Annotated in this window: 21 protein-coding genes; 9 read left to right on the top strand and 12 right to left on the bottom strand. The window is 65.7% G+C overall.

Going from position 1 to position 24,355, the window contains the following annotated elements; genetic code table 11:
- The 6 genes from B7G54_RS30570 to B7G54_RS30595 form a co-directional block, all read left to right on the top strand.
- Window positions 1-603: OmpA family protein (locus B7G54_RS30570; RefSeq protein WP_085042419.1), on the top strand; the 603-nt coding region annotated here is incomplete at its 5' end.
- Window positions 604-1,006: 403 nt separating this feature from the next.
- Window positions 1,007-2,152, top strand: a complete 1,146-nt coding sequence (locus B7G54_RS30575) for a DUF2827 domain-containing protein (RefSeq protein ID WP_085042420.1) — start codon at window positions 1,007-1,009, stop codon at window positions 2,150-2,152.
- Between the two features lie 14 nt (window positions 2,153-2,166).
- The gene (locus tag B7G54_RS30580) at window positions 2,167-3,321 is read left to right on the top strand and encodes a DUF2827 domain-containing protein (RefSeq protein WP_085042421.1); all 1,155 of its coding nucleotides are present in this window, start codon (window positions 2,167-2,169) and stop codon (window positions 3,319-3,321) included.
- A gap of 28 nt (window positions 3,322-3,349) precedes the next feature.
- Complete coding sequence (locus B7G54_RS30585; protein WP_085042422.1) at window positions 3,350-3,817, top strand: DUF4019 domain-containing protein; 468 nt, start codon at window positions 3,350-3,352, stop codon at window positions 3,815-3,817.
- Between the two features lie 33 nt (window positions 3,818-3,850).
- The gene (locus B7G54_RS30590; RefSeq protein ID WP_085042423.1) at window positions 3,851-4,987 is read left to right on the top strand and encodes a DUF2827 family protein; all 1,137 of its coding nucleotides are present in this window, start codon (window positions 3,851-3,853) and stop codon (window positions 4,985-4,987) included.
- A gap of 24 nt (window positions 4,988-5,011) precedes the next feature.
- Window positions 5,012-6,985, top strand: a complete 1,974-nt coding sequence (locus B7G54_RS30595; protein ID WP_085042425.1) for an FkbM family methyltransferase — start codon at window positions 5,012-5,014, stop codon at window positions 6,983-6,985.
- A 97-nt stretch (window positions 6,986-7,082) separates the two neighbouring features.
- Here B7G54_RS30595 and B7G54_RS30600 read toward each other — a convergent pair whose 3' ends face one another.
- From B7G54_RS30600 to B7G54_RS30610, 3 genes are all read right to left on the bottom strand, one after another.
- Window positions 7,083-7,505, bottom strand: a complete 423-nt coding sequence (locus tag B7G54_RS30600; RefSeq protein ID WP_085042427.1) for a hypothetical protein — start codon at window positions 7,503-7,505, stop codon at window positions 7,083-7,085.
- A gap of 88 nt (window positions 7,506-7,593) precedes the next feature.
- Complete coding sequence (locus B7G54_RS30605; RefSeq protein WP_085042429.1) at window positions 7,594-8,397, bottom strand: EAL domain-containing protein; 804 nt, start codon at window positions 8,395-8,397, stop codon at window positions 7,594-7,596.
- A 786-nt stretch (window positions 8,398-9,183) separates the two neighbouring features.
- Window positions 9,184-10,326 (bottom strand): DUF2827 domain-containing protein, encoded by a 1,143-nt coding sequence (locus B7G54_RS30610; protein WP_085042431.1) that lies wholly within the window; start codon window positions 10,324-10,326, stop codon window positions 9,184-9,186.
- A gap of 444 nt (window positions 10,327-10,770) precedes the next feature.
- On the opposite strand from B7G54_RS30610, the gene B7G54_RS30615 reads away from it, so the two are divergent.
- A complete protein-coding gene (locus B7G54_RS30615; RefSeq protein WP_175130524.1) occupies window positions 10,771-12,093 on the top strand; it encodes a glycosyltransferase family protein in 1,323 nt (440 codons plus the stop codon).
- Window positions 12,094-12,319: 226 nt separating this feature from the next.
- Entirely contained in the window at window positions 12,320-13,018 is a 699-nt protein-coding gene (locus B7G54_RS30620) for a class I SAM-dependent methyltransferase (RefSeq protein ID WP_085042435.1), read from the top strand.
- A 177-nt stretch (window positions 13,019-13,195) separates the two neighbouring features.
- Here the strand turns inward: B7G54_RS30620 and B7G54_RS30625 are convergent, their stop codons facing one another.
- The 8 genes from B7G54_RS30625 to B7G54_RS30660 all read right to left on the bottom strand — a co-directional run bounded on the left by B7G54_RS30625 (window position 13,196) and on the right by B7G54_RS30660 (window position 22,848).
- Complete coding sequence (locus B7G54_RS30625; protein ID WP_085042437.1) at window positions 13,196-15,310, bottom strand: phosphocholine-specific phospholipase C; 2,115 nt, start codon at window positions 15,308-15,310, stop codon at window positions 13,196-13,198.
- Window positions 15,311-15,352: 42 nt separating this feature from the next.
- Entirely contained in the window at window positions 15,353-15,556 is a 204-nt protein-coding gene (locus B7G54_RS30630) for a hypothetical protein (RefSeq protein ID WP_069252466.1), read from the bottom strand.
- A gap of 337 nt (window positions 15,557-15,893) precedes the next feature.
- Window positions 15,894-16,232: a DUF1493 family protein gene (locus tag B7G54_RS30635; protein ID WP_069252467.1), complete on the bottom strand. Its 339-nt coding sequence runs from the start codon at window positions 16,230-16,232 to the stop codon at window positions 15,894-15,896.
- Window positions 16,232-16,663, bottom strand: a complete 432-nt coding sequence (locus tag B7G54_RS30640; protein ID WP_085042438.1) for an STM2901 family protein — start codon at window positions 16,661-16,663, stop codon at window positions 16,232-16,234. The genes B7G54_RS30635 and B7G54_RS30640 overlap by 1 nt, the downstream gene beginning before the upstream one ends.
- Before the next feature lie 516 nt (window positions 16,664-17,179).
- The gene (locus B7G54_RS30645; RefSeq protein WP_085042440.1) at window positions 17,180-19,177 is read right to left on the bottom strand and encodes an acetyl-CoA carboxylase biotin carboxylase subunit; all 1,998 of its coding nucleotides are present in this window, start codon (window positions 19,175-19,177) and stop codon (window positions 17,180-17,182) included.
- Between the two features lie 45 nt (window positions 19,178-19,222).
- Entirely contained in the window at window positions 19,223-20,008 is a 786-nt protein-coding gene (locus B7G54_RS30650) for an enoyl-CoA hydratase/isomerase family protein (protein WP_085042441.1), read from the bottom strand.
- 19 nt (window positions 20,009-20,027) lie between these two features.
- Window positions 20,028-21,635, bottom strand: a complete 1,608-nt coding sequence (locus B7G54_RS30655) for a carboxyl transferase domain-containing protein (RefSeq protein WP_085042443.1) — start codon at window positions 21,633-21,635, stop codon at window positions 20,028-20,030.
- A gap of 31 nt (window positions 21,636-21,666) precedes the next feature.
- Window positions 21,667-22,848: an isovaleryl-CoA dehydrogenase gene (locus tag B7G54_RS30660; RefSeq protein ID WP_085042445.1), complete on the bottom strand. Its 1,182-nt coding sequence runs from the start codon at window positions 22,846-22,848 to the stop codon at window positions 21,667-21,669.
- 170 nt (window positions 22,849-23,018) lie between these two features.
- Between B7G54_RS30660 and B7G54_RS30665 the strand changes: the two genes are divergently transcribed.
- A complete protein-coding gene (locus B7G54_RS30665; RefSeq protein ID WP_085042446.1) occupies window positions 23,019-23,765 on the top strand; it encodes a TetR/AcrR family transcriptional regulator in 747 nt (248 codons plus the stop codon).
- A 65-nt stretch (window positions 23,766-23,830) separates the two neighbouring features.
- Here B7G54_RS30665 and B7G54_RS30670 read toward each other — a convergent pair whose 3' ends face one another.
- Window positions 23,831-24,319, bottom strand: a complete 489-nt coding sequence (locus B7G54_RS30670; protein ID WP_085042448.1) for a MarR family winged helix-turn-helix transcriptional regulator — start codon at window positions 24,317-24,319, stop codon at window positions 23,831-23,833.
- Window positions 24,320-24,355: the final 36 nt, after the last annotated feature.

Genomic DNA, 24,355 nt, shown 5'->3' on the forward strand with positions numbered 1-24,355 from the left:
GCATCCGGCCCGACCTTCAGCGCCTCCGAACTGCAGCCGCGCGACGGCGTGCGCACCTTCCAGGTGGACTGCCACGGCCTGCTGTCGGGCCCGCAGACCTGCATGAAGGCCGCCCGCAAGATCTGCGGCGAAGAGCCGGTGCGCGCCGTCGATTCGGCCCGCGCGCTGCGCGACAAATCCGATCCCGCGACGCTCGTGTTCCAGTGCGGCGCCGCGCCGGCCGAAGCGGCGTCGGCCGCCGCGCCGGCGGCTGCCGTCGTCGAGCAGGTGAACCTGTCGGGCGATGCGCTGTTCGCGACCGACCACGCGACGCTCGCCCCGACCGCGCGCGAATCGCTCGACCGGTTGCTGAGCGAGCGCGCAGACCACACGTACTCGCAGGTGAGCGTCACCGGCTTTACGGATTCGGTGGGCAGCGACGACTACAACCTCGCGCTGTCGAAGCGCCGCGCCGAATCCGTCGCGGCTTACCTGAAGGCGCACGGCCTGAAGACCGACTCGCTGACGGTCACCGGCCGCGGCAAGGCCGATCCGGTCGCGTCCAATGCGACGCCCGAAGGCCGCGCCAGCAACCGCCGCGTCGAAATCCGCCTGCAGCACTGATCAGGGCGCCGCCGCGCGCGGCGCCCCGCTCCGGCAGGCCGCCAGCGCCGCGCCGGACCCGCACCCGACCTCCGCCGGACAGCCCGGGCGCCGCTTCGCCGGCGCCCCGCTCGCGTTGGCCGGCGGCTATGTCAAAGTTCGTCACGTCTCGCCAAAACCGGCGGTTTCCGTGCCACAATCGCCGCAGACAGTCGCCGGGGCAACCCGCCCGAATCGCGCACCGTGCCAGGCGTGCCCGATGACATGCCGGAACCCGGCTGCCGCCCTCGCGAACCAGGTCGCCCGATTCGCCCGCCGCGGCGCACCGGCGCAAATGCAACCATGACAATCCACGGCGCGCCGCTTCCAGGCCAGACGCTCGACGCGATGCCCGGACGCACGACGCCGCAGAGGAAACCAACCGGTGACGGACATCAATGAAGCCGCCTCGGGCGGCACCCGCAAGCAACGGCCGGCGGTCGGCATCTCGCTGTTTGCGCGCGACGGCCAGGCGATCTGGGAAAACGGCATACACCAGAACATCGCGTTCCTCGCGATGATGCTCAAGCGCTCGGATCGCGTCGGCCCCGTCTACTTCCTGAACGGCGGCGACGCCAACGCACTGCCGGCCGGCCTCGAACTCGACGGCCTCGACATCCCGCTCGTGAAACCCGCCGACGTCACGCACGAACTCGACGTCGTGATCGAAATGGGCGCGCAGCTGCCGGTCGAATGGCTCAGGCACATGAAGGCGCTCGGCAAGAAAATCGCCGCGTTCTTCTGCGGGCACGTATATGCCGGCCTGTGCGAAACCCCGATCTTCGGCAAACCTTCGGGGCACGTCTTCAACGGCGCGCCTTTCGACGAAGTGTGGCTGCTGCCGCAATACAACAAGACCGCGGCGCCGATGCTGCAGACCATCCTGCGTGCGCCGGTCCACCTGATGCCGCACATCTGGTCGCCGTACTTCCTCGAGCGCCGCATCGCCACGCTCGCCGCGGAAGGCGCGACGTTCGGCTATCGGCCCGGCCGCCGCCCGTGGCACCTGGCGATGCTCGAACCGAACATCTCGGTCGCCAAGTCCTGCCACTACCCGATGCTCGCGTGCGACGAGTTCTATCGTGCGCGTCCGGACGCGGTTCAACACATGTTCGTCGTGAACGCGTTGCACATGAAGGAGCATCCGACCTTCGTGCACTTCGCGAACAGCCTCGATCTCGTGCGCCAGCACAAGGCGACCTTCGAGCCGCGCCTCGACCTGCCGGGCTTCATGGCGCGCCATGCGGATGCGGTCGTGTCGCACCACTGGGAGAACGGGCAGAACTACCTGTATTACGACGTGCTGCATGGCGGCTATCCGCTGATCCACAACTCGACGCTGATCGGCGACGCCGGCTATTACTACCCGGACTTCGATTCTGCGGCAGGCGGCCGTGCGCTGCTCGACGCGTGGCTGCATCACGACGAACGCCTCGACGACTATCGCGCGAAGGCCGGCCGGCTGCTGCAGTCGGTCTCGATCGACAACCCCGCGAACCTCGACGCGTTCGTCTCGCGTCTGGTCGCCTGAACCGGAGAATACGCATGTCGGACTCCAATGCCCGTCAAGCGCCCGGCGAGGGCAAGCGTCTCGTCGTCGGCGTGTCGCTGTTCGTGCGCGGCGCCGGCCAGTCGCTGTGGGAAAACGGCATCTTCCAGAACTGCCTGCTGCTGATCCTGCTGCTGCGCCAGTCGCCGCTCGTCGCTCAAGCCGTGATGGTGAACGGCGGCGAACAGGTCGCCGATCCGCAAATGATGCTCGGCGAATGGGACGTGCCGCTGCTGTCGATGGACGAAGCGCTGCAGCGCTGCGACGTGCTGATCGAAATGAGCGCGCAGTTCGGCGCGGACTACCTGCGCGCGTTCCGCGAGCGCGGCGGCAAGGTCGTCACGATGCGGGTCGGCAACGACTACGTGATCGACATCGAACGCGCGATGTTCGACAAGCCGTCGGGTTTCCTGTTCTCGGGCGCGCCGTACGACGCCGTGTGGACGATTCCCGAATTCGAGCGCTCGTGCCTGCACTATTACCAGACGGGCCTGCGCGCGCCCGTCACGATCGTCCCGCACATCTGGCATCCGATGCTGTTCGACAAGGCGCGCGCGACGCTCGGCGCCGGCTTGTCGTTCGGCTATCAGCCCGGCAAGCCGCGCTGGCGCGTGACGATGTTCGAGCCGAACATCTGCATGGTGAAGACGAGCGTCATCCCGATGCTGGTGGCCGAGGAAGCGTATCGGGCACAGCCCGATTTCCTCGAGTTCGTGCGGGTGTGCAACACGCTGCACCTGAAGGAACACGCGACGTTCGTCCATTTCGCGAAGAGCCTCGACATCGTGAACCACGGGATCACGACGTTCGAGAGCCGCTACGCGGTGTACGAGTTCATGGCCGCTTACGGCGACGCGGTGGTGTCGCACACGTGGGAAAACGCGCAGAACTACCTGTACTACGAGCTGCTGTACGGCGATTACCCGCTGATCCACAATTCGCCGTTCCTCGGCAAGGCCGGTTATTTCTATCCGGACTTCGACTGCCAGGCCGGCGGCCGCGCACTGCTGAAGGCGTTCGCCGAGCACGACGCGAACCTGGAAGCGTACCGCGAGCAGTCGAAGCACGTGCTCAGCTCCGTCAGTATCTACAACCCCGAGAACGTCGCCGCTTATACGGACGCGATCACCACCCTCTATCGCGACACGTGACGCGCCGCCTGCTCCGGAACCCGACGACATGAATGCACACTCGCCCCTCACCCGCGCCAAATGGCTGATCGGCTGCGCCGTCGCTTCGATCGCGATCGGTGCGCACGCGCAATCGGCCGGCGATTCGGCCGACACGCTGCTCAGCGACTCGGCGGCGGTGCTCAGGCAGCTCGACGCCGGCCAGTACGGCGCGGTGTGGACCAACGCCGCCCCGTTCGTGAAGGCCCGCATCAAGCAGGACCCGTTCGCGGCGGACATGCAGCGTGCCCGCCAGTCCGTCGGCGCGGTGCGCCAGCGCGGCTGGGCGCAGATCACGCGGATCCGCTATACGAACACGTCGACGATGCCCGACGGCCTCTACGCGAACGTCGACTACACGACGACGCTCGCAAGCGGCTCGACCGTGTTCGAAAAGCTGAGCTTTCGCCTCGACGACGACGGCCAGTGGCACCTGACCGGCTATGTGCCGCGCCAGTCGCAAAACTACGCGCCCTAAGCCGCGCGTCGCCTGCCCCCTCCCGGAGCCGCCATGAAACTCAATGTCGCGATAACGATGAACGTGCAGCGCGACGCGACGCAGTCGATCTGGTACAACGGCGCGAACCAGCACTGCGTGTACCTGTACATGCTGCTGAAGCAGTCGCCGCTGATCGGCGAAGTCTGGCTTGCACACGACGACGGCATCACCGACTATCCGCAGGCGCTGATGATGGACGCGTTCGGCGACGCGCTGCGGCCGCTGTCGGCCGTCGTCCACCAGACCGACCTGCTGATCGAGATGAACGCGTTCATCGATCCGACCCACACGGATGCCGTGCGCCGGCGCGGCGGCAAGTGCGTGTCGTACCGGTTCGGCAACGACTACGTGATCGCCGTCGAGACGATCAACTTCGAGAAGAACCCGTGGCGGCCGAACCCGAACCGCGTGCAGTTCGACGAGATCTGGACCAATCCGCAGCACATGCACACGTGCGCCGCGTATTTCCAGGCCGTCTATCGCGCACCGGTGATCGAGCTGCCGCACATCTGGTCGCCGTATTTCATCGAGCGCAGCCTCGACGCCGATCCTGAACTGAGGGCGCGCTTCGGCTATCGCAACCACGGCACCGCGAAGCGCATCGCGTTCTTCGAGCCGAACCTGAACGTCGTGAAGAGCTCGATCGTACCGATGCTCGCCGCGAACGCGTGCTACGTCGAACACCCGGAGCTCGTCGAGCACGTGTACATGACCAACACGTTCGACAAGAAGGAAAACATCGCCTTCAAGCATCTCGCGCTCGGGCTCGAGATGGTGCGCGACGGCAAGGCGACCGCCGACGTGCGTGCGCCGTTCGTCGCGTGGGCCGCGCATCACACCGACATCGTCGTGTCCCACCACTGGGAAAACGGCCTCAACTACCTGCTGTACGACGCGCTGTACGGCAACTACCCGCTCGTGCACAACTCGCCGTTCCTGCGCGACGTCGGCTACTACTACCCGGACTTCGAGATCTTCGACGCGGCGCGCGCGATCGCGACCGCCGCGCAGACGCACGACGGGCGGCTCGACGATTACGCAGCCGCGGCCCGCCGCTGCCTGCACCAGGTCGACACGCTCGCCGACCACAACGTGCACGCGTATTCCGCGCAGATCCAGCAGCTGTTCGCCGGCCGCGCGCTCGGCTGACCTCATTCGTCGACGCTCCTGCCCATGACTCAGACCGTCCGTAATTTCGTCGTGATCGATTCGATTCACGGCCCGTTCGTCATCAACCGGCACTGCGCGTTTCAGGCCGAGGCATTGATCAAGACCGGGCGGCCGCATATCCAGGCCGAACTCGACGCAATCCTGCAGGTGATCGACCAGTTGCCGGACGATGCGATCGCTGTGGACGGCGGTGCGAATGCGGGGCTCGTATGCGTGCCGATCGCCCACCGGCTGCGTGCGCGCGGCGGCCGCGTATACGCGTTCGAGCCGCAGCGCACGCTGTTCCATGCGCTCGGCGGCACCGTCGCGCTCAACCAGCTCGACAACGTCCATCTGCTGAACATGGGGCTCGCGGGCGTCAACGGCACGATGAAGGTGCCCGACGTCGACTACGGGCAGGACGCCGATTTCGGCCTGGTCTCGCTCGTCGACGCGCACGCAGAAGGCGGCACGCCGACGCCGGTCGTCACGCTCGATTCGCTCGGCCTGCCGCGGCTGGATTTCCTGAAGCTCGACGTCGAAGGGATGGAGATCGACGCGCTGCGCGGCGCGCGCCGGCTGATCGAGACACATCTGCCCTGGTGCTGGGTCGAATACTGGAAAGTCGGCGAGGCGCCGATCATCGCGACCTTTGCCGGCCTCGACTATACGTTCTACCGGGTCGACAAACTGAACCTGCTTTGCGTGCCGAACGCGCGCTGGGACCGGCAGCGGCTGGTCATCTCGGTCGAGCCGATCGCCATCGAAGCGACGGCCGACAACGATACGCACCACCCGGCAGCGCCTGCCGCCAACACCGACGCGCCCGAAACGAACTGGAACCGCGCGCTCGACCACGAGTCGCGCTGCGAGTGGGGGCACGCGATCGACCGCTGGCAACGCGCGCGCGGCCGCGGGCTCGACGACGCTGCAATCGCGCTGCAACTCGCATCGTGCTACGGCTTCGCCGGTGCGCCCGACGCCGGGCTCGCGGCACTCGAACACTTCGGCGATCCGGCCGCGCTACCCGACGCGACGCGCGGCCGCATCGAGCTGGTGCGTTCGACGCTGCTGCTGCGCGCCGGCCGGCGCGACGAAGCCGCCCGCGCCACCATCGCGAGCGAAAACATCCTGACGGCCGCGCAGTTCGGGCTGCCGACCGAGCGGCTCTACCAGGGCCAGCCGCTGCAGGGCAAGCGGCTGCTGGTGCTCAGCTACGGCGGCGCCGGCGACCAGCTGCAGTACGCGCGCTACCTGCACGCGCTCGACACGCTCGGCTGCACGAGCGTGACCGTCGTCGTTCCGGATGCGCTGACGGGCCTGCTGCGTCACACGTTCCCACACATGGAGTTCATCGGCGCACATGGCGCGTGGGTCGACACGTCGCAGATCGCACACGACTACTGGTGTTCGTTCCTGGTGCTCGCCGCGCAGTTCGGCTACGCGCCGGCGCCCAAAGGATCGGCGGCCGCGTACCTGTCGTGCCCGCCCGCGCACGCGGCCGCGTGGCGCGAGCGCGTATCGCGCGACGGCCATGCCGCCGGCACGCGCCGCATCGGGCTCAACTGGCGCGGGCGCGACGAAAGCGACGCGCGCTTCCATCGCGCGGCCAGCCTGCGCGACTTCGCACCGCTGACGCGGATGCACGGCCACGCCGCGTACTGCATCAACCGCGACCTGTCCGCGCAATCCGAGCAATCGGACCTGCCGGTGACGTTCCCGCATCACACGATCGGCGATTTCAGCGACCTGGCGGCGCTGATGCTCGCACTGGATGCCGTGGTGACCACCTGCACCGCGCACATCCATCTCGCCGGCGCGCTCGGCGTGCCGGCCGTGCTGCTGCTCAGCCCGAAAGCCGACGCGCGCTGGGAAACCGGCTCGCGCACCGCGCTCTATCCGGGGATCCGGATAGAGCGCGCCGCGCGCATCGGGCAATGGGACGACGCCGTCGACCGCGCGATGGCGTTCGTGCTCGGCGGATTCGGGAAGGATTGATCGCTTGGCCGCGGCCGAAGCCGCTGCACGCGGATGATGTCGACGCGAGCCGCGAGCCGCGCGCTGTGCCAGGGCCCGTTACCGGCGCGAACAGGCGCTAGACCAGCACCCGATCGCCGCTCTGCGCGGCGAACACACGGCCATGCCGCCGCCCCGTCCGCGCGAGCACGGCGAAGCAACGCGCCGCCGGCCGGCTGGCGCCGCCGGATTGTTTGACGAGGCTGTCGGATACGCCGCGTGCGATCGCCGAATCGTCGCCGCACGCGCCCGCGATGACACCCGCGTAATAGTGCCGCGCAGCCAGCTCACGACTGCCGGCGTCGAGCGGCTTCATCCGCTGAATGTGACGCGCAATCGCCCCCAGGCCGTCGAGATACGGCGCGACGTCGACCGGCACATCGGTCGACTCGGCACCCAACTGCCACAGCATGTCGGCCAGCTCGGCGATCGCGACGAGCTCGCGCGCACCGCCCGCCTGCGTGCCCGTTCCGCCTCCGGCCTTCGTCCCCGCCATGCCCATGCCCCTTTTGCGTTTCGTCCCGGCCACGCGCCGGCCACGCCCGACACCGGCGTGCATCATGCACGCCACCTCGCCTGTTCCCGCACCATCACGCGGCGGCCGGCGACCGCCATGAAAAACGGATGCCCTGCGCCCAGGCGACGCCGGCATCCACAATGATCTGCCGGTCGACCTCGCTCTCCACGCCTTCGACGACGACGTGCCGCGCACCTTCATGCGCGAACGCGATCAGCCTGCGGAACTGGTAGCGACCGATCGCGTTCCGCTTGATCATCGACAGGATCGACCGGTCGAGCTTCACGATGTCAGGATTGCCGACCACCAGGTTGTTCAATGCGCTGAAGCCCACACCGAAATCGTCGATCGCGATGCGGCACCCGGTCTGCCGGAAGCGGTTCACGAACGAACGCCCCGCGACGGGATTCAGCGGCCCCGTCTCCGTGATCTCGACCACCAGCCGCGCCGCGACCGACGGCTCGCGCTCGAGCCGCCTGAAGATGGCGAGCCACGCGTCGTCGACAACCGCGCTCGTCGCCGCCACATTGCAACCGTAGACGGCAGCCCGATCGGCACGCAGCGCGTCGATCATCCTGCCGACCACGAGCCGGTCGAACCACCGCATCAGCCCGAGCGCCTCGAGGCGCGGCAGGAACGCGATCGGCGGCAGCGCATCGCGCTCGCCCCAGCGCAATCGCGCCAGGCATTCCTGGTACAGCACACCGCCCGACAGGTCGGCCCGGCACACGGGCTCGTGCGCGAACCCGAGCCGGCTTTCCACGAAACTGCGTACCGACGCGAGGTCGGGATGATCGTCGGGGGCGCCGAACACGAGATCGATTTCGTCACGATTCGCTTCCCGATTCGCCTCCAGGCGAGCTTCGACCGCATTCATCCGGCGCTCCGGCAAATGGCGAGCCGCCGATCGCGGCTCGACCTCAAGAAACATGCGGAGCAAGCCGACCATGACGCGCTCCGCCGCCTACCCGGCCCATCCTGTTATGTCGATCTTTTCCGGGAGCGTACTTTTCGCTTCGGCGCGCCGTCAAATTCGATATTTTTCAACGATATTCAGTTACTGGAAATACACCATGCATGCACGATACCGACTGTGCGGCAGGCCACACTAACGCAAATTGCGATACCGCGATCCGAATGCCGTTTATTTTTTTGTCCAGACAACCTTACCCGAATCAATTTCTCCCGAAATTTGCGTGCCTCGCAAATCAGGAAATTTCAATTAATCAGATAAATACCAGCCCGTGAAGCATCGCCCTCGCCCGCTGCCAAGCCCGCCGCAGCGGCCGCCGACACGGTTTGATCTTCGCCGAAAATCGGCCGCCGCCCGTCATTCGATCATCGCAGCGCTCAATTTCCCCGTTTCAGACTGATTATTAAATTTATAAACGGAATCAAAATGCCTTGAATCGATAATATCAATTTAAATCATATGATGATTATCGATTGAACCATATTTAACAATCTTAAAGACTTGTTAACCTATAAAATAATTTCTGACGGACTTCCCTCGGAGCCGTCAAATTCGTGCCTTCAAAAACCGTCGAACCGATCGGGTTCGGCGGTTTCTTTTTTTAACGGCATTATTTCGTCAGACATTAGGGCGGGACAATCCCGATGGCGGGCTGCGGCGCAACGGTGTGCGCCGCGCGAAAATCGGGCCTTAAGCGGCCGATGCGCCGACCAGGTTCGCGAGCAGCGCGTCGTATTCGGCGACGAGCGCCGGATTCGCCGACGTATAGCGGCCGAGGATCTCGCGCTGGCGCCGCGTGTACGCTTCCCAGTCGTCATCGTGCGTATGCAGCGCGCGCAACAGCGCATCGGCGCCCTGCTGCACGTCGTTGTCCGGATAGTAGTAGCCGAGATCGGGCGCAAGGCTCGCGTTGTGCACGAGCGGATAGCCCTGCCAGCACACGTCGAAATAGAAATAGTTGAGCGGGTTCGACCATTGGTGCGACACGACGATATCGGTCAGGTCGGCCAGGAACAGCGGCGTATCGAAGCGCCCGACGAAGCTCGCCTTGCCCGCTCGCACGATGTCCAGGTAGTTCATCAGCATCACGAACTCGGGGCTGTCGTGCGCGAGGCGGTCCGCGTTCGTCACGTGCGTGAAGCAGATCGCGTCGGGATCGCGGCGATACGCTTCGTCGATGATCAGCATCGGATATACGCAGAACTTCACGACGTTGTGGTTCGGCTCCATCACCGTCAGCCGCTTGCCGGGCTCGCTGCGCGGCCGGTATTCGCCGCGCTCGGGCAACGTCTGCGCGCGCGCGCTCAGGAACATCGGATCCCACACGAACGGCACGACCCGCCCCGGGCAGCGGCGCAGCGACTGCAGGAACGGCAGCGACGACGGCGCGATCTGCGGAATCGCCCACACCTCGTCGTAGCCGCGGTTGATGAACAGCGAATCCCACAGCCGGCGGCCGAACAGCATCGATTCCATCGCGTTGATGTACTCGACGCCGCAGCAGTAGCTGACGAGCTTCGCGCCGCGCGACTTCAGGTAGGCCGTCTGCTCGTCGTCGATCTGCCCGCCGAGCTCGATTACCACGTCGAGCGAATCCTTCATGTCCGCGAACGCGCGCGTGTCGTACACGCTGCGATCCCACGGCAGCGCATCGGTGAGCGGCACATCGGTGGTGTTGACCAGCGTCACGCGGTAGCCGTGCGGCGAAGCCATCAGCAGCTTCGCGAGAAACAGCGCGTTCTGCTTGATGCCGTTGATCCACAGGCTTTCGTCGGGGGCACGCAGGCCGATCGTGATACCGATGCGCAGGCCGTTCAGGACAGGGGACGTCATCGTCGGCGGGATGGAAGGTTGGATGGGGATGGAATGGACGCAGTGTAGCGCGCGAAGCGCCGCCCGCGTCAAGCGGCGCACGCCGGCGGCCACCCGGCATTCTAGCGAAGCGCCGGCCGCATACTGTCAGGGATGGTCAGCGCGCGGCCGGCGCATGCAAATTCGCGAGATGGTTGTGCGATACTCCGGCGACCAGCCGCGCTACCGGGCTGCCGGGGGGTGCCGGGCGGTATCGGCATCCAGGGCGGGCAGAAAACGACCTCGCAGCAACGCTGCTGAAAAAATGGCTGACAGAATGGAACGCGACGCCGCGCAAGTCTTCCGGGCAATCCATCACGAACAGGGGCGGCACCTGCGGGAAATCGTGCCCGGCCGCACTGCCGCGCCGAAACTCGCTGCGCCGCCCCCCTGCCGTCACCCGCTGCGCGGCCTTCGGAGCGCGCGGTGATCGTCCTCAGCCATTTCAGTCACGACGCGCCCGCCAGCCTCGACAACCACCGGCAGTACGCGCAGGCGCACGGGTATCGCCACGAAATCGTCGACGCCTCCGCGATGCCGCACGCGCTGCCGTTGCGGGCGCTGTATCGCTACGAATCGCTGCTCCATGTGCTGCGCGGCGCACTGCCCGACGAACTCGTGCTGCTGCTCAGCGAAGACGCGGCAATCATCGAGCCCGTCGCGCTCGATCGCCTGATGAGCGGCCGCGACATGCTGCACGTCGACGCGTTCGCGCGCCCGCTGCCGCAGGTCGACGTGCAGATCTGGCGCAATACGGCGGCCGTGCGGGCGATCGTGATGCGGCTCGTACAGCGCTGCAAGCTCGGCAGCGAGCCTCGGCTGACGTCGGAGGCCGCGCTGTTCGCGGAGCTCGATACGCATCACTACATGACGCCGATCGACGGGCTGTATCCGGTCATGCCGTCCAGCCCCGACCTCGATCCGATGTGGAGCCGCGAACCGACGTTCGCGATCAGCATCGACGACACGCCGCACGATCCCGAACGGAAAGGCACGACGCCCCGTTTCCGCGACACGCTCGTGGCGTACGTGAATCGATGCCGTGCCGCCGGCCGGCCGATGTTCTCGTTCGATCACGACGCTCCCGGCACGCCGGACGAAGCCGCCGAGCGCAGCACCTACAATCCGGGCCGCCCGATTGCGTTGATGACGCTCTACACGCCGAACATCGGCAGCTATGCGCGCGTTGCCGAACGGAATTTCCGGCGCTACTGCGACGCACACGGCTACACGCTCTACGTGCATCGCGACATTCCCGCCGAGATCGGCATGAACGCGACCGGCAACTGGTTCAAGCCGTGGCTGCTGCATGCGTACCTGCAGCATCACGAATGGGTCGTGTGGCTCGATGCCGACGTGCTGATCGCCGACCAGCAGAAAGCGCTGGCGCCGCTGCTCGAAGGCCGCGACTGGCTGCTCGCGCACGACATCGGCCAGTGGGCGTTCAACTCGGGCGTGATGGCGTTCCGGCGCACTGAGCGCAACGACGCGATGCTGCGCGACATGATGGCGACGATCGCCGCGCTGCACGACCGGTCGAGCGTCTATGCCAGCGACGGCGACCAGCTGCATTTCATTCGCGCGATGGAACACGACGACCAATTGCATGGCGAAGGCGTGGCCGATCTCGTCAGCTTCAACACGCCCTGGCTGTTTCGTCGCGCGGACAGCTACATCGTGCATTACTACGGGATGTGGTCCGCGATGCGCGCGCTGATGATGTCGCACGACGACGGGGTGCTGCGCTGATGCCCTCGTCGGGCGTGGCTGACACTGCTGGACGATTGTGCTGCCCGGCCGTACGGTTCGCGGGATGCCGGGAAGCAAGGCGAGCAATGCGTTGTGATGGGTCCTCGAGCCGTTGATCGCGGCGTTTGCGCGGGCGTCCTCCAGGAGCGGGCGACGACGCACGAATGCAGGGATTCGTTACGCAACGACGATCAATTTCTCAAACCAGCCTTGATGGGAGGTCAAATTGGAACAGATCGGGTATTCGTGGCCAACCTTTGACCAACTCACGCAGCATCTGGTCAAGTCGATCAATCCGAACAGAATTCTGGATATCGGGGCCGGAGGCGGGAAGTACGGGCGCCTGCTCAGGAAGGTCGTGCCGGATTGCCAGTTCACGGCGCTGGAGTGCGATGAGGAGGCACATCCCTTCCTGATCGAGAACGGGTACGACGACATCATTCCCGGTGTCGGCGACACGCTTTATGAACGATCCGGCGACTCGTACGACACGGTCATTCTGGGAGATGTCATCGAACACATGCGTCACTCCCATGGCCGCGATCTATTGGAGTTTCTCAACTATCGATCGCGATACATCATCATCTCGACCCCCGAGTGCATGCCGATGAGCGGAGCCTCGTACTTCGAGAGCCACAATTCCGTATGGCGGCCCGATTCATTCATGTGGCATGACTTCTGGGCGCACCAGCAATGCGGGATCATGCACTTTTACCTGCTCAGAGGGCACCTCGACTGGAACGCGATGCGTCTCGACTCTCTCGTGAACTCGGCAAACGCTTCGAATCTGTTCAATACGCGCGCCAGCAGCGAACTGGAGTCCGCAAACGAACAATTGCTCCAGCCAGTCAACCTGACGCTCCATGACTCCCGGTACATGGAAAAAATCGATGGCGACCAATATGCAGTATTTCGCCCGATCTGATGTCACGGGCGCGACCGGATCCGAAATCCACGCATCCTGCTTGCCCGGTGAATGAAAAAGGCGCCACGCGGCGCCTTTTTCACGATTGACGAAACGCTCGCGGAACCAGAAGCCGGGCGCGGCCCCGCGAGGCCCCTCATCGCATGCCGGCGCGTGGCCGGCTCACACGGATTACCGTCAGATCGCCGCAATCGTCGGCGCCACGGCGGCCGGGTCGGTGATACTGGCCTTGCCGGTTTCGACGTGCCCCGCGATGCGGCGCGTCCAGCCCGCGTTCCCCGCCACTGCGAACTGCAGGTCGTACCAGTGGCTGCTGCACGACAGATCCCAGTGCGCTTCGACGCGCTGCCCCGCCGGAACCGTCAGCGTGCGCGCTGCCCCGCCGTACGCGACATCGGTCGCCGTGACCGTGAGCGCACCGGTGCCCGCGTTGGCGATCGTCACATACACGTCGCCGTTGGCGGTGTCGTAGCACGGCGTGATTTCAGGCTTCGCAGCGGCATCCGCAGCAGCCGATCCGCCAAAGCGCCGGAAATAGCCGTTCGGCCCCCACACGCTCACCAGGTAGTTGCCGTTCGCATCGAGCGCCCACGTATCGGTCAGCTGCTTGCCCGCTTCGACCGTGTAGCGGCGCGGCATCGCGGTTGCGTCGCCCGTATAGACCCAGAAGTGCGCGCCCTGCGTGCCGGTGTTCGCGAACGTCAGCGCATAGCCCTGCGCCTGGAGCTGGCCCGTCACGTGCAATTCGTACGGCAGCGCGCGCGCCGGCCGTGTGCCGGGCTCCTGTGCCGTCACGACCTGCTGCGCGGTGCTGGCCGGCGCGGTCTGCGACGACGCGCGCGAGCACTGCAGGTCCGCCTGCGCGACATACGCCTGCGTGCTCGGCAGGGTCGGCAGCGTGGCATCCGATTTCGAGAAATCGAGCGCCGACGTCAGGTCGCCGCAGATCGCGCGGCGCCACGGCGAGATGTTCGTTTCCATCACGCCGAAGCGCTTCTCGATGAATTGCAGCACCGACGTGTGATCGAAGACCTGCGAGCAGACGAAGCCGCCCTTCGACCACGGCGAGACCACGAACATCGGCACGCGCGGGCCGAGGCCATACGGCAGGTTGTCGGCCGTGTACGTGCCCGTCTGCGTCGAGGTCACGACGTTGTGCCGTTCGAGCGAGACATCCACGGTGCTCATGCCGGAGCCCGGCAGCGTCGGCGCCGACGGCGGCACGACGTGATCGAAGAAGCCGTCGTTCTCGTCGTACATGATGAGCAGGACGGTCTTGCTCCACACGTCGGGATTCGATGTCAGCGCATCGAGAATCGTCGACAGGTAGTACGCGCCGTACAGCGGCGTGAACTTCGGGTGCTCCGAATACGCGGCGGGCGGCAGCAGCCACGATACCTGCGGCAGCGCGTTCGCCTGCACGTCGGCCTTCAGCTGCGTGATCGGGCGCGTGCTCATCCCGCGCGTCTGCAGCGACGAACCAGCCGGCGCATTCACGAAGTTGTTGAAGCACGCGAGCATGTTCGTGCCGTAGTTGCCGGTGAAGTTGTCGAACCCGGTGCCCTGCTGGTAGATCTGCCACGAGATGCCCGCTTTCTCGAGGCGCTCCGGGTAGGTCGTCCAGCTGAAGGGCGGCAGCTTGATCTTGTCGAACTGGTTGTCGATGTAGTCGGTGTTGTCGAGCAGCGGGCCGCCGCCCGTGCCGAGCGGGTCGACCATACCCGTCATCAGGTACATGCGGTTCGGGTGCGTGTTGCCCGGAATCGAGCAGAAGTAGTTGTCGCACACGGTGAACGCATCCGCGAGCGCGTAATGGAACGGGATGTCGTCGCGAACGTGATAGCCCATCGTCATGTTCGACTTCTGCACGGCCCACTGGTCCGCGCGGCCGTTGTCGATCGCGCCGTGCGTCGTCGCCCACGTATGCGGCAGGCCGCCGATACATTGCGCGTTGACGCCCGGGTTGGTCGTGTCGTAGCGGAACGGCGCGATCACGCTCGACGTGTCCTCCTGCCGCGGCTGGAACCACACCGGCTTGCCGTTCGGCAGCGTGACCGGGAAGCGGTCGTTGTAGCCGCGCACACCGCTCAGGTGGCCGAGGTAGTGGTCGAACGAGCGGTTTTCCTGCATGAACACGACGATGTGCTGCACATCCTGGATCGTGCCCGTCACGGAATTCGGCTCGATCGCCAGCGCCTTGCGGATCGATTCCGGCAGCAGTGCGGTGGCGGCGGTCGCGCCGGCGAGGCCGGCGGAGAACTTCAGAAAGTCGCGTCGCGAATGGGTGGCCATGCTGGTTGCTCTTGATTGGATTTCTGGTGGAAACGGCCGGGATCAGGAAGCGGGCGAGGAGGCAGGCGCGGTGAAACCGGGCGGGCAGTGCATCTGCGCGGTGGCGACGGCGGCACCGCCGCACGCGGCCTTCTGCTGCGCGACGGGCGCGGCGGGTGAAGTCAGGTCGTCGTTGCAGGCGCCGAGGAGTGCTGTCAGCGCGATCAGACCAACGACCGCGAAAGGCCGCAGGGCCGACTTTCGCATAACGGTTCTCCGTGGGGGTAATGACGTGACACAGGCGCGGGTGCACGCCGGTCATATCGACGGCGAGATGCTAAGTTCGACGTGTGACACGACAGTGTCGCGCGACAGGGGCCGACGTGCATGCAGATGCCCGCGTTGGTGCGGAAATGGCGGGGGCGCCGTCGACAGAAAGGCAAGAGCGGTCATCGTCGGCAGGACGGGAGATTCGAAGGAGCCGATGTAGCGCGGGGAGCGGCACACACCGGGAAAAGCGCGCCATTTCAACGGACGGCGGACCGCTGCATCGTCATGGATGGCCAGCAACGAACCGGACGATGCCTGGCCCTTTTTCGAGCGGCTACATCGTCCACCGCCCGGTTTCAATCGCCGCCTCCATCATTTTGATGGTGAGCGGACGCTCCAGTATTTTGTCCCGGGCGTCGGTGCTAAATGGCGACCTGAATACTGTCATCAAGAATCGGCCCAATCCCAGTTTCCGGGAAGGGTAATAATAATCAACGTCGAAATCGGAAATATCGACACCAAACGTTTCCGAAAATCTTCGCATCAATCTCAACATGGCCCTGTCTGAAATTTCAAGGTCGATGCAAAGATCCGTGTCCTCGGTAATCTCGAGCTCGCCCCATAGTGGCGAATCGGCCTCATCCCGCACCATCTCTATCAGACGACCGTCCATTAAAAGCGATCCTCCTGCTTGACCAGGCCATTGTACGTGACTGTCGAGCGATACATGATGACTGATATATCGATAGCGGTAATGATCCAACCAACCACCGGTACGGCCCGCCCGACAAAGGCGCCGAGCTCCCGGGTAAATTTGATCTTGAGCAGCAGGAGACTCTTGAATGACGTTACCGTCGGCAGAATTTTGTACTTGAGTTCGTAGGGCAACACCTTTCTCGATACCCTGGATGCGATCGAGGTTCCCTTGACCGCTCCGCCGAATTTCCCTCTGGTCGGCACGAACCTTTGACCCAACAAAATCATTGCGATTCCAACAGCATCATCGATACCCAATTCGTCACAAGCCACGTCGATAACAATCAGGCAGAAAAGTTCTGGCGGAGTAAGGTTGATGTGAATTCCGTATTTATATTTGTTCGCCATCTCGGTCTTTCTCTCGGCTACATTGCGCAGGACACCGGGCCGCACATCCCGGCGATTACGCTAACGCAACCATGTCGCGCATGGGCAGGAACGCGCAGCTGTTTCTCCAATCGAGCCTGATTTTCCGGACACCCCGGAAGGCAGTCGCGATCGCGCGGCCTTTCTCCACAAGAGGAAGCAGTCAGTTCGTTTTGGCGAAGAAGTCCGGACGGGGCCGCTTTCGATCTTTGATCAACTGTTGCAACGGGCAGACCGGTGCAAGGCAGCGCGACAGCGCATGTCGAGCGGCCGGTCACCGGCGAGAATCCCGGGATTATTCAAAAATCCTGACACGCAAATTATTCGTTTTTTGTCTACGCGCGACGAGAGCGACGATCACAACACAGGAATGCGATGTCGTCCTGATGCAGGCACATCAGGTGTTCACAGCCGGATGGTGTCGGAGACGCTCGGATAATACGGGGCACGATAGCCCGTGCGTGAGAGCCGGCAACGGCCCTCACGCGTATGCAACGCTCAGCCTTCCGCCATCATCAGCAACTGCGCGCCATCCGAAACCTGATCGCCGACGCCGTACAGCACTTCCGCGACGACGCCCGCGCTCGGCGCGCCGATCGTGTGCTCCATCTTCATCGCTTCCATCACGATCAGCGGCGTGCCGGCTTCGACCTTCTGGCCCGGCTCGACCAGCACCGCGATCACCTTGCCCGGCATCGGCGCGGTCAAGCGTCCGCCGCCCTGCTCCGCATCGCCCGCATGCGCGAGCAGGTTGCGCCATTCGAACGTCTCCGATGCGCCCTGCGTGAACACATGGAACGTGTCGCCGTCCGCATACACGCGGCCGCTGCTGCGCACGCCGCCGAGCGTCACGTCGAAATCGAGCGGCGTGGCGCCGCGCGTCCACGCGAACGGTTGCGCGGCTTCATCGCCGGTCGCGATACGCGCACCGGCGCCGTCGTCCTCGTACGTGACCGTCACGTCCGCTTCGCGCTCGGCCGCATGCCATTCGAGCGTGCGGCGATAGCCGCCGTTCAGTCGCCAGTCCGGCAGCGCGCGCCACGGCGACGAACCCTGCGCGGCCGCGCCGCGTTCGCGCGCGAGCAGCGCCGCACACGCGAGCGCAAGCGTCGCGCGCGGCGGCTGTTGCGGCGCGAACAGCGCATCGTGGTTGCGCTCGATCAGCCCCGTGTCGAGATCGGCCGTCGCGAACGGTTCGCACGCGACGATCCGCTGCAGGAACGCGGCGTTCGTGTGCAGGCCGACCACCTCGCATGCACGCAACGCTCGCAGCATCAGGCCCAGCGCTTCCGCACGGTCTGCGCCATGGACGATCAGCTTCGCGATCATCGGATCGTAGAACGGCGTGATCGCATCGCCTTCGCGCACGCCGCTGTCGACGCGCACCGGCGCACCGATCGCAAACTCGACGCCTTCCGGCAGCCGCAGATGCTTCAGCGTGCCCGTCGACGGCAGGAAGCCGCGCGCCGGGTTCTCCGCGTAGAGGCGCGCCTCGAGCGCATGGCCCTGCACGCGCAGTTCGTCCTGCTTCAGCGGCAGCGGTTCGCCGGATGCCACGCGCAGTTGCCATTCGACCAGATCGAGGCCCGTGACCATCTCGGTGACCGGATGCTCGACCTGCAGGCGCGTGTTCATTTCCATGAAGTAAAACGCGTCGCCCGTCATGATGAATTCGACGGTGCCCGCGCCGACATAGCCGACCGCGCGCGCGGCCGCGACAGCCGCTTCGCCCATCGCACGGCGCAGGTCGTCGGGCAGGCCCGGCGCCGGCGCTTCTTCAAGCACCTTCTGGTGACGGCGCTGCACCGAGCAATCGCGGTCGAACAGGTACACGGCGTTGCCGTGCGTGTCGCCGAACACCTGCACCTCGACGTGGCGCGGGCGCGTCAGGTATTTCTCGATCAGCACGCGATCGTTGCCGAAGCTGCTCGCGGCTTCGCGCTGGCACGACGCGAGCGCCGCCGGGAAATCGCCGGAGCGCTCGACCACGCGCATCCCCTTGCCGCCGCCGCCCGCGCTGGCCTTCAGCAGCACCGGATAGCCGATCTCGTCGGCTTCGCGATGCAGGTTGGCCGCTACCTGGTCGTCGCCGTGATAGCCGGGCACGAGCGGCACGGCGGCGGCGTGCATCAGCGCCTTCGCGGCGGCCTTCGAACCCATCGCCGCGATCGCGTCGACCGGCGGCCCGATGAAGACGATGCCGGCCGCTTCGCACGCATGCGCGAAATCTTCGTTCTCCGACAGAAAGCCGTAGCCGGGGTGGATCGCCTGCGCGCCGGTGGCGCGCGCCGCTTCGATGATGCGCTCGATGCGCAGGTAGCTGTCGGCCGCGGCCGAGCCGCCGATGTGCACGGCCTCGTCGCACGCGGCCACGTGTTTCGCGTTCGCGTCCGCGTCGGAATAGACGGCGACGCTCGCGATTCCGAGACGTTTGCACGTCGCGGCGACGCGGCACGCGATTTCGCCGCGGTTGGCGATCAGAATCTTGTCGAACATGGCTTCGGTGTCGTCCGGAAAGAGTAGGTCACGCGCGCTGCGCGATCATTCACGCCACGACGGCGTGCGCTTTTCGAGGAAGGCCGCAATCCCTTCGCGCGCTTCCGCGCCGGCGCGGGTTCGCGCGATCCAGTCGGCGGTCTGCTCGATCAGCGCCGCGTCGAGCGGGCGGCCGGCCACATCGGCAACGAGCCGCTTGCACGCCTTCACCGCGTCGGGGCCGTTCGCGACGAGCGTCGCGGCCAGCTTCGCGACCGTGTCGTCGAGCGCATCGGCCGGCACCGCGTCGTGAATGAAGCCGAGCGACGCCGCACGCGCGCTGTCGAACACCTCGGCCGTCGTGAAGTAGCGGCGCGCCGCGCGCTCGCCCATCGCACGCACCACGTACGGGGCGATCGTCGCGGGAATCAAGCCGAGCCGCGCTTCCGACAGGCAGAACTTCACGCCGTCGGCGGCGATCGCGATATCGGCCGCCGCCACCAGGCCCACGCCGCCCGCATATGCATCGCCATGTACGCGCGCGATCACCGGCTTGCCGCAGCGATGGATCGCCTCGAGCATCCGCGCGAGCTTGCGCGCATCGGCACGGTTCTCGTCGTCCGAGTAACCGGCCATCTTCTTCATCCAGTTCAGGTCCGCGCCCGCGCAGAACGCCGTGCCTTCCGCGGCGAGCACGATCGCGCGCACGCCTGCATGCGCGTCGAGCCATTCGAACGCGGTGGTCAGCTCGGCGATCGTCGTCTCGTTGAACGCATTGCGCACGTCGGGACGCGCGAGCGTGACGGTTGCCACGCGACCGGCTTCGCTTACCTTGATCGTTTCGTATCGCATCGTTCAGCCCTCCCGGCCGTTACATGCGGAACACGCCGAAGCGCGTCTCGTCGATCGGCGCGTTCATCGATGCGGCGAGGCCGAGGCCCAGCACGTCGCGCGTCTGCGCGGGATCGATCACGCCGTCGTCCCACAGCCGCGCGCTCGCGTAGTACGGATGGCCCTGGCGCTCGTACTGCTCGCGGATCGGCTGCTTGAACGCTTCTTCCTCGTCGGTCGACCACGAACCGCCCTTCGCCTCGATGCCGTCGCGGCGCACCGTCGCGAGCACCGATGCGGCCTGCTCGCCGCCCATCACCGAGATCCGCGCGTTCGGCCACATCCACAGGAAGCGCGGCGCGAATGCGCGGCCGCACATCCCGTAGTTGCCGGCGCCGAACGAGCCGCCGATGATCACCGTGAACTTCGGCACCTTCGCGTTCGACACGGCCGTCACCATCTTCGCGCCGTGCCGCGCGATGCCTTCGTTCTCGTACTTGCGCCCGACCATGAAGCCCGTGATGTTCTGCAGGAACACGAGCGGGATCTTGCGCTGGCAGCACAGCTCGATGAAATGCGCACCCTTCACGGCCGATTCGGAGAACAGGATGCCGTTGTTCGCGACGATCCCGACCGGGTGGCCCCAGATGTGCGCGAAGCCCGTGACGAGCGTCGTGCCGTAGCGCGCCTTGAATTCGTCGAACTCGGAATCGTCGACGATGCGCGCGATCACCTCGCGCACGTCGAACGGCTTGCGCGTATCGACCGGAATCACGCCGTACACGCTCTTCGCGTCGTAGCGCGGCGGCTTCGGCTCGCGCAGCGCGACCGGCGTCGCAATCTTCGGCGCGAGATGATCGACGATGTTGCGCGCGATCGACAGCGCATGCGCGTCGTTCTGCGCGAGATGGTCGGCCACGCCCGACAGGCGGGTATGCACGTCGCCGCCGCCGAGATCCTCGGCGCTCACTTCCTCGCCGGTCGCGGCCTTCACGAGCGGCGGCCCGCCGAGGAAAATCGTGCCCTGCTCCTTCACGATGATCGACTCGTCGCTCATCGCCGGCACGTACGCGCCGCCGGCCGTGCACGAGCCCATCACGACGGCGATCTGTGCGATCCCCGCGGCCGACATCGTCGCCTGGTTGAAGAAGATACGGCCGAAGTGGTCGCGATCGGGAAACACGTCGTCCTGGTTCGGCAGGTTCGCGCCGCCCGAATCGACGAGGTACACGCACGGCAGCCGGTTTTCCGCGGCGATTTCCTGCGCGCGCACGTGCTTCTTCACGGTGACCGGGTAGTAGGTGCCGCCCTTGACCGTCGCGTCGTTGCACACGATCACGCATTCGCGGCCGGCGATCCGGCCGATCCCGGTGATGACGCCCGCACCGGGCGCGTCGTCGTTGTACATGCCGTTCGCCGCGAGCTGCGAGAACTCGAGGAACGGCGCGCCCGGATCGAGCAGTTGCGCGATGCGGTCGCGCGGCAGCAGCTTGCCGCGCGACAGGTGCTTGTCGCGCGCGGCCTGGCCGCCGCCCTGCGCAAGCTTTTCGATCTTCGCGCGCAGGTCGGCGACGACCGCCTCGAGCGCGGCGGCATTCGTGCGGAAGTCTTCCGAACGCGGGTTCAGTTTCGATTCGATGATCGGCATCGACGGGGCTCCGTTCGCGTGACGTGGGGCGTTACATCGTTTCCGCGAACAGCTCGCGGCCGATCAGCATCCGGCGGATCTCGCTCGTGCCGGCGCCGATCTCGTACAGCTTCGCATCGCGCCACAGGCGGCCGACCGGGTATTCGTTGATGTAGCCGTTGCCGCCGAGGATCTGGATCGCCTCGCCGGCCATCCACGTCGCCTTCTCGGCCGTGTAGAGGATCACGCCCGCGCAATCCTTGCGCACCTGGCGAATGTGGTCGCTGCCGGCCGAGTCGAGGTGGCGGCCCACCGCGTACAGGTACGCGCGGCACGCCTGGAACGTGGTGTACATGTCGGCGACCTTGCCCTGGATCAGCTGGAATTCGCCGATCGACTGGCCGAACTGCTTGCGATCGTGGATATACGGCACCACCGCGTCGAGGCACGCGGCCATGATGCCCGTCGGGCCGCCCGACAGCACTGCGCGCTCGTAGTCGAGGCCGCTCATCAGCACCTTCACGCCGCCGTTGAGCTGCCCGAGGATGTTTTCCTCCGGCACTTCGACGTCCTGGAACACCAGCTCGCCCGTGTGCGAGCCGCGCATGCCGAGCTTGTCGAGCTTCTGCGCGACCGAGAAGCCCTTCATGCCCTTCTCGACGATGAACGCGGTAATGCCGCGCGCGTTGGCTTCGATGTCGGTCTTCGCATAGACGACGAGCGTGTCGCAATCCGGGCCGTTGGTGATCCACATCTTCGTGCCGTTCAGCACGTAGCGATCGCCGCGCTTGTCGGCGCGCAGCTTCATGCTGACGACGTCGGAGCCGGCGTTCGGCTCGCTCATTGCGAGCGCGCCGATGTGCTCGCCCGACACGAGCTTCGGCAGGTACTTCTGCTTCTGCGCGTCGGTGCCGTTGCGGTGGATCTGGTTCACGCACAGGTTCGAGTGCGCGCCGTACGACAGGCCGATCGATGCCGACGCGCGCGAGATCTCTTCCATCGCGACCATGTGCGCGGTGTAGCCCATGTTCGCGCCGCCGTATTCCTCGGCGACCGTCATGCCGAGCACGCCGAGATCGCCGAACTTCTTCCACAGATCCATCGGAAACTGGTCGGTGCGATCGACCTCCGCCGCACGCGGCGTGATTTCCTTCGCCGCGAACGTCGCGACGGCGTCGCGCAGCATCTCGATGTCTTCACCGAGCATGAATTGCACACCGGGCAGGTTGATCATGTCTCCTCCGTCTCCAGAAAGTGTGTGGCACCCACCGATTTCTGAGTTTCGCTCAGATCGAATGAATGCACATATTCATTGACCAATACAGCGTAAATTTTGCACAGTTTCGCGCCTCGCCGGGTTCGTCGTCAATAGTTTTTTGAGTGACACTCAGATATCATGCGGAGATGACAGCCGCTACCGCCGACACCATGACCGCCACCGTCAAAGCCGACCGCGCCGACACGTCGCGCGCGCCCGCCGGGCGCAAATCCCAGCAGCGCGTGCAGGACATTCTGCGCGCCGGCCGGGAAGTGTTCGCCGAAAAAGGTTACGAGCATGCGACGGCCGCCGAGATCGCGCAGCGCGTGGGCGTGTCGGAGGCAACGGTGTTCAGCTACTTCCGCGGCAAGCGCGAGCTGTGCGCGCGCGTGATCGCGGATTGGTACGACGAAAACATCGCCGCGTTCGAGCACGGGATGCCGCAGGACGCGTCGGTGCAGCAGCAGTTCGCGTTCATCGTGCGCACCCACCTGCGGCTGATGCTGGTGAACGGCACGGGCCTGTGCGCACTGGTGCTGTCGGAAGGCCGTGCGAAGCAGCATGCGCTGAGCGACGAGCTCACCGCGCTGCAGCGCCGCTACACCGCACCGCTGATGGACGTGCTCGCGCGCGGCCAGGCGGCCGGGCAGGTGCGCACCGACCTGCCGCTGAGCCTGCTGCGCTCGATGGTGTTCGGGCCGATCGAGCACGTGCTGTGGGATGCGATCCTCGGGCATCGCAAGCTCGATACGGAAACGACGGCCACGCAGCTCGTCGACATGCTGTGGGCCGCCGTGCAGCCGCCGGCGCCGGAACAGGCGGCGCTCGTGCGCTTCAGGAATGAAGTGGCGGAAGCCATGCGGCGGCTGGAAGGGGAAAGCACGCGCGGGTGACGCACGGCGGGCGGCATGCCCGCCACCTCATCGCCGCTTCCCCGGCGTCACGGGGTTCGGGGCCGCTACGACGCTTCGCCGACGCGCAGCGGCGCGCGGCTCTGATCGTTGTTCAAATGGACGAACTTGCGCAACAGGCGCATCAGTTCCTGCGAATCGTCCTCGCCCATCCCGTCGAACAGGCCCGCACGCAGCTCCTTCACCGACGGAATCAGATGCGTGAGCAGCTCGACGCCCGCCGGCGTCAACAACAAGCGGCGCTGACGTCGCGGCAGCACTTCGCGCACGATCAGTCCTTTCGCTTCGAGCCGGACCGCGAGATCCGCGGTCGTCGACGTGTCGAGCGCCACCCGCTGCGCGAGCGTCACCTGGTCGAGCCCCGGGCACTCGTAAATCATCCGCAGGACCGCGTACTGCACCGGCGTCACGTCCCGGCCCAGCTTCTCGTAGAACATCGCAACCGCGATCTGGTGCGCGCGCCGGATCAGGTGCCCGGGTTCGTCGTACAGATCGAGCGGGAAAGCCGGCGCGTCGGCGGGATTCGTTTTCTTCATGAATGAGTCGATGACATAAGCGGCGCGAGCCGATTG

The organism is Burkholderia puraquae, from assembly GCF_002099195.1.
Classification (GTDB): Bacteria; Pseudomonadota; Gammaproteobacteria; order Burkholderiales; family Burkholderiaceae; genus Burkholderia; species Burkholderia puraquae.